The sequence below is a fragment of the Pseudonocardia kujensis genome, assembly GCF_021283305.1.
In the GTDB taxonomy this organism is placed as follows: Bacteria; Actinomycetota; Actinomycetes; order Mycobacteriales; family Pseudonocardiaceae; genus Pseudonocardia; species Pseudonocardia kujensis.
The window spans coordinates 99,650-112,423 of record NZ_JAJSOK010000005.1 but is presented as its reverse complement, the minus strand read 5'-3'; the positions used below and the strand labels follow the sequence as shown (position 1 = coordinate 112,423).

The window sequence follows — 12,774 nt, the reverse complement described above, 5'->3', positions numbered from 1 at the left end:
CACCCCCGCCACTCACAGGGGCGGGCGGTGGGCGCGGACCTCGCGGACCGGCTCGTCGTAGCGCTCGAGCTGCACGGTCGTGTGCTGGCCGGTGCAGCCCTGGGCCAGCGACGACGTGCCGTGGTCACGCGTGAGGACGTTCGGGTTGCCGTGCACGCAGAACGGCACCTCGGCCTCGGGGTCCAGGGGGTCGAACCAGGCACCCGTCGGAAGCTGGACCACCCCGGCCCGGACGTCGTCGGTCACGAGGGCGGCGGCGAGGCAGGAGCCGCGGTCGTTGACCAGCCGGACCAGGTCCCCCGAGGCGATGCCGCGCACGGCGGCGTCGTCCGGGTGCACGCGCACGACCTCGCGGCCGCGCACCTTGTGCGCCAGGGAGTGCGCGCCGAAGTCGAGCTGCGAGTGCAGGCGGGTCGCGGGCTGGTTGGCGACGAGCCACAGCGGGTGTCGTGAGTCCGGCAGCTCGGTGGGCGGCAGCCAGGCGGGGTGACCGGGGGCGTCGGCGTACCCGAATGCGCCGATCGTCGCGGAAGCGAGCTCGATCCGGCCGGAGGGGGTCGGCAGTGGAGCGGTGTCGGGATCCGCACGAAAGGCGCCGACCAGCGCCCCGTCGTCCGGCCGCTGCGGCAGCGACAGCTCCCCGGCTGCCCAGAACTCGTCGAACGGGGGCGCCGAAAGGCCCCGCGCCGCGAGCCCGTCACGAGTCCGCGCGTAGAGGTGCTCCAGCCACCCGCGCACGTCCCGGCCCTCGGTGAACGCCGCGCCGACCCCGAGCCGCTCGGCGAGCCCCGTGAAGATCGCGTAGTCGTCGCGGGCCTCGCCCGGCGGGTCGACCAGCCGGTGCATCGCCGTCATGACCGGATCGAACGGGCCGGCGCCGATGTCCTCCCGCTCCAGGGTCCAGGTCGTGGGCAGCACGACGTCCGCGTGCCGCGCGGTTGCCGTCCAGACCGGCTCGTGCACGACGAAGGTGTCGAGCCGCCCGAACGCCCGGCGCAGCCGACCCAGGTCCTGATGGTGGTGGAACGGGTTGCCGCCCGCCCAGTACGCGAGCCGGACGTGCGGATAGCGCCGGCGCTCGCCGTCGAAGTCGTACCCCGCCCCAGGATGCAGCAGCATCTCGGCGACCCGCGCGACCGGGATGGCCACGTCGATCCCGTTGGCTCCCTGCGGGAGGGTGCCGACCGGGACGTCCACCCTGCGGCGCCCGTAGTGCCCGATCGAGCCGAGGCCATAGCAGAACCCGCCGCCCGGCAGGCCGATCTGCCCGAGGGCCGCGGCGAGCGCCAGGCCGGCCCAGACCGGCTGCTCACCGAACTCCGCGCGCTGCAGCGACTGGGCGACGGTGACCAGCGTCCGCCCACCGGCAGCGCGGCGGGCCAGCTCACGGATCTCGTCGGCGGGGACGCCCGTGATCCCGGCGGCCCAGGCCGCGTCCTTCGGGGTGCCGTCGTCCGCGCCGAGCAGGTGCTTAGCCACGCGCTCCCATCCAACGCAGTACCGGTCCAGGAACGCCGTGTCGTGCCGGTCCTCGACGAGGAGGGTGTGCAGTAGCCCGAACATCAGCGCGGTGTCCGAGCCCGGCGGTATGGACAACCATCGCGCTCCGGTCTCCGCAGGCAGGTCTGAGCGCAGCGGCCCGATGTTCACGAACAGTGCGCCGCGGCGGGCGGCGGCAGCCATCGCACCCCGCTCGACGTGCGCGCTGATCCCACCGCCGGCGACCGCGCTGTTCTTGAGGTTCATCCCGCCGAAGGCGAGCACGGTGTCGGTGTGGGCCGCGACCTGGTCCCAGGTCACGGTCCCCTTCGACACCAGTTCGGAGGGGCCGAGGACGTGGCGCAGGACCACCTGGGCTGCCGCGCCGCTGTAGTCGCCGACGGACCGGACGTACCCGCCGACAGCGTGGTTGAGGAAACGGTGCACCTGGCTCTGGGCGTGGTGGAACCGCCCGGCGCTGGCCCAGCCGTAGCTGCCGCCGTAGACGGCCTGCGGCCCGAACGCGTCCCGAACCCGGGCGAGTTCCGCTGCCAGCCGGTCGAGCACCTCGTCCCAGCCGACCTCGACGAACCCCTCGCGTCCCCGGCGGTCCGTGGGGCCCGGCCCGTCCTCCCACCACCCTCGCCGGACGGCGGGCCGGCGCACCCGCGCGGGGTGGTCGACCGCCGACGGGACGTTGTGCAGGATCGGCGAGGGATCCGGGTCGCCGTCACGCGGGTGCAGCCGCAGAGTGCCCGCGACCATCTCGCCGCGGAACGAGCCCCAGTGTGTGCTGTGCGGACGGCTCATCGCACTCTCTCCACGTCGGGCGCGGGATCCGTGGCGGAGCTGACGAGCGGCATACCCCGAGCCAATCCGAGGGCGCGCCCCTCGTCCAACGACGATCCTGCATCACGACCGATCAGGACCGGCGATCGATCCGTACGAGAGAACCCGATCAGCTCGCACCGAGCAGGTCCGAGGTCAGCAGCACCAGGCCGAGCGAGCAGCCTGCCACGACGACCAGGCCGAGCGCGGCCACGATCAACGGTCGCACACCGCTGCGGGCGACCTCGCGCAGGTCGAAGTTCAGGCCGACACCGGCGAAGCAGAGGAGGAAGGCCCACTTCGACAGGTTCCCGAGGCTGGTGATCTCGGCCTTGCCGAGCACCCCGGCGGTGGCCAGGGCCGAGACCGCGATGAACCCGAGCACGAACTTCGGGAAGGTGCGCCACACGAACGCGCCGCGCGCCCGCCAGCCCGGCGCGACGGCCACGCCGCCGCGGGTGGACCAGTACAGCGCGTAGATCAGCACGACCACGCCGATCAGGGCGTTGCGGGTGTTCTTCACCGCCACGGCGACCTGCTGGGCCTCTTGCGAGAACGCGGCGCCCGTCGCCGTCGTCTCCGCGGTGTTGTCCACGGCGAGCCCCGCCCACAGGCCGAACTGCGCGTCGGTCAGGGCGAGTGCGTGCCCGATCGCGGGAAAGCTGAACAGGGCGACGGCACCGAGCGCGAGGATGGCGGCGATGGCGTAGCCGGAGTCCTCGTCGTCGGCGTCGATGGCGCCCTTGCCCGCGATGATCGCGGAGACGCCACAGATCGAGGTCCCCACCGCGAGCAGGGTGGACAGCTTGCCGCCGAGTCCGAAGGCCCGCCCCACCAGCAGGATCACCGTCGTCGCGACGACCATGTCGACCAGGATCAGGCCGAGGCTGAACCCGCCGAGCTTGGCCAGCTCGCCGAGCAGGAAGCGGGCACCCAAGAGCACGATGCCGATCTTGAGCCAGAACTCGTAGGTCGCGACGCCCGGGCGGAACACTGCCGGCACACCCACGGTGTTGCGCACGGCGAGCCCGATGAGGATGGCCCAGAGCACGTACTCGATGTCCGGGAGCTTGGTGCCGGTCGCGGTGCCGAGGGCGCGGAGCCCGGCCTGGAGGGCGACCCCCACGAGCCCGACCACGAGCAGGAGCAGCAAGCCGGGGAGCACTCGCGCGATGCCCCTGCCGGCTGCGCCGACTCGTGCGGCCGGGGCGGAGACGGCGGTGGACGCGGGGGCGTTCACTTGACCAGGAAGGGGATCGACGGCAGCAGGCCGGTCGCTGCCAGCAGGACGAGGACGGCCGCGACGATCACGGCGATCCAGTCGGCGCCGAGCCGTCGGGCGGGGCGCTCGACGGTGACCGGATCGGTCGCCGCGGAAGTGGCGGGGCCGGTGGCGTGCGCGGCCGCAGGGTCGGACGAGGACATGGGTGCTCCTGGGTTCGCGCCCGCGGGTCGCGGGCGGTCGGCGGGTGACGGGGTCAGGCGTCAGCCGCGACAGCCGGACGTCGTGACGAGGCCGCGGTCGATCCACCGCCGCTGCGTCAGACGTCCGGGAAGCACGCGGAGGACGGTAGCTGCGTCGGTCGACTTGCCGCATCCCTCCCGTCCGGAGCATCCCGAATATCCAGATCAGCCCCAACCGTGGCCCGGGCGACACGGACGACCGATCGCATCTGCTTCTCGATTGCGATGCGGTTTCGTCGTTGGACATCACCAGGGGCCATCGGCTTTGCTCATGTCCGTGCCTCGAACGCCGCGCTCCGTCACGTCCGGACCCCGTCCGGGCGCCTCGGCGTCGCTGCGTGTGCTCGTCCGCGCGGCGGGAGGCCTGACGCAGCGTCGGGTCATCGACCACGGCACCGTCCACTCCGCGAGCTGTCTCGCCCGCTGACCGCCCGACCGCCGCGCGCGGTCCGGCCTTCGCCGTGTCCCGTCCCGGGCACGCTCCCCGGGCGTGTGCCCTCGTTCTTCCCGGACCCCCGTTCGACGTGCGCCCGTCGAGGCGCTGCCGCACGGGCCGGTCCGGCCCGTCCTGCAGAGGTGATGCCGCGTGACCGACGCGCACCCCGTCCCCGGCCCGCGCGGGCGGGAACCCGCCCGCACCGTCGAGTTCGTGGGCATGATCGGCGCCTCGTACTACAGCGAGGCGACCGTGCCGACCGGCGAGCCCGTCGACCACGACTATCTGGCCGAGTTCGCCCGCGCCTACGAGGACGGGGGGTTCGACTGGACCCTCGTGCCGTACAGCTCGGGCGCACCGGAGTCGGGCCAGCTCGCCGGCTGGGTCCTCGCCCACACGGAGCGGCTCAAGGTCATGCTCGCGCACCGGACCGGTGTGGTGCACCCCGTCCACGCCGCCCGCACGTTCGCGACACTCGACCGGCTCTCCCGCGGGCGCCTCGGCATCCACGTGCTGGCCGGCAGCGACGCCGAGCAGCGGCGGGAGGGCGACTACTTGGACAAGGACACGCGCTACCGCCGGGCCGCGGAGTACATCCGCATCCTGCGGCGGCTCTGGAGCGGTCCGGGCCCGCACGACCACCGCGGCGAGTTCTACCGGTTCGACGGTTTCACCGCCGCTGTGCGGCCGGTCGGCGGCCCGCTCACCATCTCCGTGGGCGGGTCCTCCGAGGCGGCCTACCGGCTCGGGGGCACCGAGGGCGACGTGTTCGGCCTGTGGGGTGAGCCCCTCGCCGAGACCGCGGAGCAGATCGCCGCGGTCGACGCGCACGCCGACGCCGTCGGCCGGGCCCGCCCGCGGATCTGGGTGTCGTTCCGTCCCATCCTCGCGCCGACCGATGCCCAGGCGTGGCGGCGGGCCGAGGACATCCTCGGCGGGATCCGCAACCACCACGTCCGCAACTCCACCACCGGCGGTCCGAACCCCCGGAACGTCGGCTCCCAGCGCCTGCTCGCGGTCGCGGCCCGCGGCGACCGGCACGACCGGGCACTGTGGACGGCTCCGGCGGCCGCGACCGACGCAGCCGGCGCCTCCACCGCGCTGGTCGGTTCGCCGGAAACCGTCGCCGCCGCGCTGCTCGACTACGTCGACATCGGCTGCGACATCCTCTCCGTGCGCGGCTACGACCCGCTGCGGGACGCGCGAGACCTGGGCCGTGAGGTCCTCCCGTTGGTGCGTGCCGAGCTCGCCCGCCGTGGGACGGCGGTGCCGGCATGACGGTCACTCGTCACGAGCCGAGCCCCCTCGAGGTCGGGCCACCACCCGGCGCCCCGGCGCGCCGCCCCCGCCGCCGGGCGCCTCTCTCGGCCCGTTACGTGGCGGGCCGGCTGGCGACCGCTCTGGTGGCGGTCTGGGCCGTGTTCACCCTTGTCTTCTTCTCCCTGTTGGCCACGGGCAACCCCGCCCAGCTGCTCGTCGCCCCCGACGCGCCACCCGGCGAGCTCGAGCGGATCACCGCCCTGATGGGCTTCGACCGGCCGCCGCTGGAGCAGTACGCGACCTTCCTCGGCCGCGTGGTGACCGGGGACCTGCCCGACTCGATCCGCTATGACGAGTCGCCGCTCGCCCTGGTGGCCGAGCGGTTGCCCGCGAGCATCACCCTGGGCCTGACCGGACTGTTGCTCGGCACGCTGCTCGGTGCCGCGGCCGGATACCTCGGGGCGACGGCCCGGCGGCCCCTGCTCCGCCGGCTCCCGCTGTCGCTGCTCACCGCGCTCGATGCGATCCCCAGCTTCTTCCTGGGCATCCTGCTGATCTTCGTGTTCGCGATCGTGCTCCGTTCGCTCCCCGCGACCGGAGGGGGCACGCTCGCGCACCTCGTCCTGCCCGCCCTGACGCTCGCCGTCGTCGTCGCGGCGCCGGTCGGGCGGATCTTCCGGACCGCGCTGCTCGACGTGGCCGAGCTCGACCACGTCCGCACGGCCAGGTCCAAGGGCATCGCGCCGGCCGCGGTGACGGCCCGGCACGTGGTCGCCAACGCCCTGCCGCCCGTGCTGAACGTCCTGGGTGTCCAGGCCGGCATGGTGCTCGGCGGCGCGATCGTCACCGAGGCCCTGTTCGGCTGGCCCGGGCTCGGGCAGCTCTCGGTGTCGGCCTTGAACAACCGCGACTACCCGCTCGTGCTCGCCTGCGTCTGCGTGATCGCGATCGGCTTCGTGTTGGTCAACCTGGCCGTCGACCTGCTCGCAGCCCTGCTGGACCCGAGGAACCGCCGATGAGCGTCATCACCACCTCCACCGACGCCGTCACCGCGGCACCGGCGCGCCGCCGGCCCGTCTACGGGATCGTCGGCTCCGTCGTGGTCGTCGCGGTCGCCGTCCTCACCATCGCGGCGCCCCTCGTCGCGCCGCACGATCCTCTTGCCCAGGACCTCACCGGCCTGCTCCGACCACCGTCCGCGGTGCACCCCTTCGGTACCGACGAGCTGGGCCGCGACGTGCTGAGCCGGGTGCTCCACGGAGGGCGGGTCGCCCTGGGCGTCTCGCTCGTCGCCACCGTGCTGTCCGCGGTGCTCGGCGTCGGCCTGGGCGTGGTCGCCGCGCTCGGCGGCCGGTACTGGGACGCCACGCTCGGTCGGCTCGCGGACGTACAGCTCGCGGTGCCGGGCATTCTGCTCGCCCTGGTCGTGCTCGCGTTCGCCGGATCGGGCACCGTCGCGCTGGTCGTCGTCCTCGCCCTCGGCTCGTGGGTGCTGAACTTCAGGATCGCGCGCGTCCATGCCACCTTCGTCGCGGCGCAACCTTTCATCGAGGCCGCCCGGTTGGCGGGTGCGTCCACGGTCGAGGTCGTGCGGCGGCACGTCGTGCCGGCGCTGGGCCCGCTCGTGCTCGTCGCCGCCACGTTGACCTTCTCCACGGTCCTTCTCCTCGAGTCCAGCCTCGGCTTCCTCGGCCTCGGGGTGCAGCCGCCGACCCCGGACTGGGGCCAGATGGTGGCCTCCGGACAGGCGCAGCTGGCCGGCGCCTGGTGGGTCTCGATCTTCCCCGGCGCCGCGTTGGTCGTGGTGATCGTCGGGGTCCAGCTCGCCGGCGACCGGCTGGCCGAACGCTTCTCCACGGCCGGGAGGGCCGACGAATGACCGGTGGACACCCCCTGCTCGAGGTCACCGACCTCCGCACGCGGATCAAGGAGGCGGACGTCGTCGACGGGGTCTCGCTGACCGTCGGTCGTGGCGAGACCGTCGGGCTGGTCGGCGAGTCGGGTTCGGGGAAGACCCTCACCGCGCTCTCCGTAGTGGGCCTGCTGCCCCGTGCCGCTCGGGTCGTCGGCGGCCGGGTCGCGCTCGACGGGCAGGACCTCCTGGCGCTGACCGACAAGCGGCGTCGGGCGATGCTGGCCGCCGACGTCGGGGTGATCTTCCAGAACCCGACCGTGGCCCTCAACCCGCGGTTGACCGTGGGGGCCCAGCTGCGGGAAGCGCTGCCCGCGGGGCTCCGGCGGGACCGCGCGGGGGCCCGCCGGCGGGTCCTCGAACTGCTCGACCAGGTCGGGATCGCGCGCGGCGCAGAGCGCCTCACCGCCTACCCGCACGAGTTCTCCGGTGGTCTGAACCAGCGGATCATGATCGCGATCGCGATCGCCCGGTCGCCCCGACTGCTCGTCGCGGACGAGCCGACCACGGCCCTCGACGTGAGTGTGCAGGCCCAGGTGCTCGACCTGCTCGACACCCTGCGCGCCGACCTCGGCCTGGGGGTCCTGCTGGTCACCCACGACGTCGGGGTCGTCGCCGACCGGGCGGACCGGGTCGCCGTCATGCACGCCGGCCGGATCGTCGAGCAGGCCACGACCGCCGAGGTTCTCGAGCGGCCGGCCCACGAGCGCACGCGCTCGCTGCTGGCGAACGTCCCACGGCTGGACGACCCGGCCCCTCCGCCGGTCGCCGCGGGTGGGCGGCCGGTCCTCGAGGTCCGGGGCGCCGTGCGCCAGTTCCGCTCGGGCGGCGGAGCGCCGATCCGCGCGGTCGGCGGCGTCGACCTCGTCCTCCACCCCGGCCAGGCGCTCGGCCTGGTCGGGGAGTCCGGCTCCGGGAAGACCACACTGGCCCGCCTCGTGGTGGGACTCGATCGGCCGACCGAGGGCACCGTCCTGCACGACGGCGACGACCCGCACACCCTGGACCGCGCGGGCCGGGCGCGCTGGCGGCGCCGCGTTCAGTACGTCTTCCAGGACCCGTACGGGTCGCTCGATCCCCGCCTGACGGTGGACCGCATCATCGGTGAGCCGATCGAGCTGTCCGGGACGCCCGCCGAGCGACGGGCCCGGCGCGAGCGCATCGAGGAGCTGCTGGCAGAGGTCGATCTGCCGGCCTCGTTCGCCGCACGGCAACCCGACCAGCTGTCCGGCGGGCAACGCCAGCGCGTCGCGATCGCCCGGGCCCTGGCCCTCGATCCGACGCTCGTCGTGGCCGACGAGCCCGTCTCGGCCCTGGACCTGTCCGTGCAGGCGACGATCCTCGCGCTGCTCCGACGGCTGCGTGAGACGCGTGGCCTGACCTACGTCGTGATCTCCCACGACCTCGCGGTGATCAAGGGGCTGTGCACCGACGTCGCCGTGATGCAGGGCGGCCGCATCGTCGAGCGCGGGCCGACCGAGGAGGTCCTCGGCCGACCGGAGCACCCGTACACCGCGTCGCTGCTCGCCGCTGTCCCCGGTCGCCGCCTCGCCGGGCCGGCCGTCGTGCCCACCTCCGCCTGAGAGCGAAAGGAACCACCATGTCCAGAACGAGCGGCCGCGCCCTGCGCGCAGCCCTGGCCGGCGCCGCCGTGCTGCTGATGGCAGGCTGCAGCGGTGCCCTCGGCGGTGGCTCCGGAGGTGCAGGGACCGACACCGACACCCTGACCCTCGGGCTGTCCCGCCAACTCACCAGCCTCGACCCGGGCAGCTCGGGCTCGATCGACGGGGACGCCACGGTACAGGGCGCGATCTTCTCCAGCCTGACGAAGATCGGACCGGACCAGAAGCTCGTCGGCGACCTGGCGACGTCGTGGCGGCAGGACAGCGACGTCCAATGGACCTTCGTGCTGCGTGACGGGGTGAAGTTCTCCAACGGCGACCCCCTCGACGCCGCCACGGTGAAGTGGAACTTCGACCGCCTGCTCGACCCGGCCACCAAGCTGACCTCGGGCCCGGCGCTCCGGGCGATCATCGCCCGCGTCGACGCACCCGACGCCCACACCGTCGTCGTCACCACGAAGAAGCCGTATCTCGACCTCGACGAACGCCTGAGCACCACCACCTTCACCGAGCAGAAGTGGGTCGAGTCCCACAACCCGGTGCTGGAGCCGCTCGGCAGCGGGCCGTACCAGCTCCAGTCGGTCGACCTGGAGAACGGCGCCACCCTGGTGCGCAACCCGAACTACTACGGGGACAGGCCCTACTACGACAAGGTGGCCTTCAAGGTCCTCGGCACCGAGGCCGCACGGGTGCAGGCCCTGCAGTCCGGCAGCGTCGACGCCGCCATCCAGCTCGACCCACAGAGCCTGACCCAGTTCGCCGGCAGCGACCGCTACACCACCGGGTCCCAGTGGAGCTCCTGGAACATGACGCTGCGGATCAACGAGACCAAGCCGCCGCTGCAGGATCCCCGCGTCCGGCAGGCCCTCAACTACGCCGTCGACAAGAAGACCATCGCCTCCAGCTTGCTCGGGCCCGACATCCAGCCCAGCTCCGGCCAGGTCCTCAACGCCCCCTACGACCAGGTCAACCCGGACCTGCAGGCCTACCCCCACGACCCCGCCAAGGCCAGGCAGCTGCTCGCCGAGGCCGGGTACCCGAACGGGCTCGACCTGGAGCTGGCGCTGTCCACCGGGACGTACATCGCCTCGGACCCGATCGCCCAGGCGATTGCCCAACAGCTGGGCGAGGTCGGTATCCGGATCAAGGTGACCACGGCGCAGTTCCCCAGCTGGGTCCAGCGGAGCTACACCGACGACGTCGCCGACCTGATCTACATCGGCTACTCCAGCGGCTACCGCGCGCCGGCAGAGCGTTTGCGCATCTACACGAGCACCTACAGCCAGAGCCACTTCTCCGACCCGGCCTACGACGCCCTGGTCGACCAGCTGACCACGGCAACCTCTCGGGAGCAGCAGACCAACCTGCTCGACCGGGCCACCCAGGAGTTCCACGACAACCCGCATGTCGTCTTCCTCTGGCCGCAACCCCTGACCTGGGCCGTGAACAAGAACCTCGACTGGGTCCCCCGGCCCGAGCACTGGCTCCTGCCGCAGGACTTCCGCCCGAAGAACGCCGACTGACCGGAGGTACCGATGACCGCCACTCTGCACGCCTCGCCCGACGGCGCGGCCCCCGGCCCCGCGCCCGAGCGCGACGACGAACGGCACAACCGGAAGGTCGCCCTCGCCGCGACACTTCGGCTGTTCGCCCGCCTGGGCTACGAGTTCGGGTTCAACGGACACCTCACCGTCCGCGAACCCGGCTCCGACGAGCTCTTCTGGGCCAACCCCTGGCAGGTCCCGTTCGGCCGGGTCCGGGTGTCCGACCTGCTCCTGGTCGACGCATCCGGGACGATCGTGCGCGGCCCGGCCGGCGCCACCGTCTCCGGGTTCGCGAGCCAGCACGTCCTGCACAGCGCCAGGCCGGACGCCGTCGCGGTCGTGCACGTGCACTCGCCGTACGGGTTCACCTGGGCCAGCCAGCCGCGGGTCCTCGACCCCCTGACCACCGACGCCGCCCTGATCCACGGCCTGCAGGCCGTGCACGAGGACTTCGGGCTGGTGGGAGAGGGGCGCCGGACCACCGCGGACTCGTTGGGACCGACCGCCAAGGTCCTGATCCAGCGCGGCCACGGGTTCATCACGGTCGGTCGCTCGCTGCCGGAGGCGGCCTTCTACTTCATCGCGGCCGAACGCGCGGCCAAGGCACAGCTCCTCCTCGAGGCCGCGGGCCGGGGCGAGCGGATCGCCGAGTCGCTGCTGGGGAAGTGGACGCTGACACCGGAGCTCGCCGAGCAGCACTACCAGCCGCACCTGCAGCAGGTGCTGCACGACGAACCGGACGTGCTGTCGTGACCGCCGGCGCGCCGCGTCGGATGCGGCTGGGCATGCTCATCGGCAGCGTGGGCAACCATCAGGGCGCCTGGCGCAGGCCGGGCAGCCGGGTCGAGGAGATCACCTCGCTCGACCTGTACACGGACCTGGCCCTATGGGCGGAGGCCGCGAAGCTCGACGCGTTGTTCATCGCCGACGGGCTGACGCTGGAGACGTCGAGGATCAAGGCCGGCCCTTTCGGGCACCTGGAGCCGATCACCCTGCTCTCCGCGTTGGCGGGGCGGACGGAGCGCATCGGCTTCATCGGAAGCATTTCCACCACGTTCACCGAGCCGTACAACCTGGCCCGCCAGATGGCGTCCCTCGATCACATCAGCGGCGGCCGAGCGGCTTGGAACATCGTCACGTCGGCCTGGGGGGAGGTGAACTTCGGCGGGCGACCGTTGCCCTCGCACGCCGAGCGCTATGCTCCTCTGCCGAGGAGTTCGTCGAGGTCGTGACCAAGCTGTGGGACAGCTGGTCCGACGATGCGATCGTCGCCGACCGAGCCGGTGGCACCTACGCCCGGCCTGAGCGAGTGCAGCGGATCGACCACGTGGGCCTGCACTTCCACGTGGAGGGCCCGCTCAACGTGCCGCGCGGTCCGCAGGGGCGGCCTGTGCTCGTGCAGGCCGGTTCGTCACCGGACGGGAAGGCCTTCGCCGCCCGCCACGCCGAGGTCGTCTTCACCGCACAGCAGACGCCCGAGGACTCTCGGGACTTCTACCGCGACCTGAAGGCACGGGTCGCCGCCGCGGGCCGGGACCCCGAGAAGGTCCTGATCCTGCCCGGAGTGAGCCCGATCGTCGCGCCGACCGAGACCGAGGCCAGGGCGCTGGCCAAGGAGCTGCGTGAGCTGATCAACGTCGAGATCGGGCTGGAGCGGCTGCAGAAGCAGCTCGGCGGCGTCGACCTGTCCGGTCTCGACCTGGACGGGACGATCCCCCCGGAGATCCTCCCGCCCGTCGAGACGGTGCAGGGCCGGCAGAGCCGCTACGGCGTGTTCAAGGAGCTCGCGGTCACCGAGGGCTACAGCATCCGACGCCTCATCGAGATGGAGGTCAGTTCGTCCGGGCACTGGGTCCCGGTCGGTGCTCCCGAGCAGATCGCCGACCTGCTCATCGAGCGCTTCACGGGCGGCGGATCCGACGGGTTCGTGCTGCTGCCCTCCTACCTGCCGGAAGGCGTCCGCCTGCTCACCGACGCAGTGGTGCCGATCCTGCGCGACCGCGGGCTCTTCCGCCGCGACTACGAGGGCGCGACCCTGCGGGAGAACCTCGGGCTGGACCGCCCTTCGGTGCGGCAATGAGCTCTGGTTGACTTCGGGGCCGCGGACGTGCAGGCAGCGTCTGCGCTGTCCAGCTCGACTCCCGGCTCCCCTCGGTAGGAACCCGACCGGCCGATCCATCGGGACGATGGGTACCTCGCCGGGGCGCAGGAGCGCCGTGGACGTGCTGG

At 72.8% G+C, this 12,774-nt stretch carries 11 protein-coding genes; 8 read left to right on the top strand and 3 right to left on the bottom strand.

All coding sequences use genetic code 11. From position 1 onward, the window contains the following. Window positions 1-12 precede the first annotated feature (12 nt). The 3 genes from LWC35_RS05810 to LWC35_RS05800 all read right to left on the bottom strand — a co-directional run bounded on the left by LWC35_RS05810 (window position 13) and on the right by LWC35_RS05800 (window position 3,732). Complete coding sequence (locus LWC35_RS05810) at window positions 13-2,289, bottom strand: molybdopterin-dependent oxidoreductase (RefSeq protein WP_232868848.1); 2,277 nt, start codon at window positions 2,287-2,289, stop codon at window positions 13-15. Between the two features lie 148 nt (window positions 2,290-2,437). After that, window positions 2,438-3,547 (bottom strand): YeiH family protein, encoded by a 1,110-nt coding sequence (locus LWC35_RS05805; protein ID WP_232868847.1) that lies wholly within the window; start codon window positions 3,545-3,547, stop codon window positions 2,438-2,440. Continuing rightward, the gene (locus LWC35_RS05800) at window positions 3,544-3,732 is read right to left on the bottom strand and encodes a hypothetical protein (protein WP_232868846.1); all 189 of its coding nucleotides are present in this window, start codon (window positions 3,730-3,732) and stop codon (window positions 3,544-3,546) included. The genes LWC35_RS05805 and LWC35_RS05800 overlap by 4 nt, the downstream gene beginning before the upstream one ends. Window positions 3,733-4,357: 625 nt before the next feature. On the opposite strand from LWC35_RS05800, the gene LWC35_RS05795 reads away from it, so the two are divergent. The 8 genes from LWC35_RS05795 to LWC35_RS05760 are packed head-to-tail and all read left to right on the top strand — an operon-like array spanning window position 4,358 to window position 12,625. Further along, on the top strand, window positions 4,358-5,485 hold the full coding sequence (locus tag LWC35_RS05795) for an LLM class flavin-dependent oxidoreductase (protein WP_232868845.1): 1,128 nt from the start codon (window positions 4,358-4,360) through the stop codon (window positions 5,483-5,485). Further along, entirely contained in the window at window positions 5,482-6,486 is a 1,005-nt protein-coding gene (locus tag LWC35_RS05790) for an ABC transporter permease (protein WP_232868844.1), read from the top strand. The genes LWC35_RS05795 and LWC35_RS05790 overlap by 4 nt, the downstream gene beginning before the upstream one ends. Beyond that, window positions 6,483-7,346 (top strand): ABC transporter permease, encoded by an 864-nt coding sequence (locus tag LWC35_RS05785; RefSeq protein WP_232868843.1) that lies wholly within the window; start codon window positions 6,483-6,485, stop codon window positions 7,344-7,346. The genes LWC35_RS05790 and LWC35_RS05785 overlap by 4 nt, the downstream gene beginning before the upstream one ends. Further along, window positions 7,343-8,962 (top strand): dipeptide ABC transporter ATP-binding protein, encoded by a 1,620-nt coding sequence (locus tag LWC35_RS05780; RefSeq protein WP_232868842.1) that lies wholly within the window; start codon window positions 7,343-7,345, stop codon window positions 8,960-8,962. The genes LWC35_RS05785 and LWC35_RS05780 overlap by 4 nt, the downstream gene beginning before the upstream one ends. A gap of 17 nt (window positions 8,963-8,979) precedes the next feature. After that, window positions 8,980-10,524 (top strand): ABC transporter substrate-binding protein, encoded by a 1,545-nt coding sequence (locus LWC35_RS05775; protein WP_232868841.1) that lies wholly within the window; start codon window positions 8,980-8,982, stop codon window positions 10,522-10,524. 12 nt (window positions 10,525-10,536) lie between these two features. Then, the gene (locus LWC35_RS05770) at window positions 10,537-11,298 is read left to right on the top strand and encodes a class II aldolase/adducin family protein (RefSeq protein ID WP_232868840.1); all 762 of its coding nucleotides are present in this window, start codon (window positions 10,537-10,539) and stop codon (window positions 11,296-11,298) included. Beyond that, on the top strand, window positions 11,295-11,777 hold the full coding sequence (locus LWC35_RS05765; RefSeq protein WP_232868839.1) for an LLM class flavin-dependent oxidoreductase: 483 nt from the start codon (window positions 11,295-11,297) through the stop codon (window positions 11,775-11,777). Before LWC35_RS05770 ends, LWC35_RS05765 begins: the two co-directional genes overlap by 4 nt. After that, window positions 11,774-12,625, top strand: a complete 852-nt coding sequence (locus tag LWC35_RS05760; RefSeq protein WP_232868838.1) for an NtaA/DmoA family FMN-dependent monooxygenase — start codon at window positions 11,774-11,776, stop codon at window positions 12,623-12,625. The genes LWC35_RS05765 and LWC35_RS05760 overlap by 4 nt, the downstream gene beginning before the upstream one ends. Window positions 12,626-12,774 lie beyond the last annotated feature (149 nt).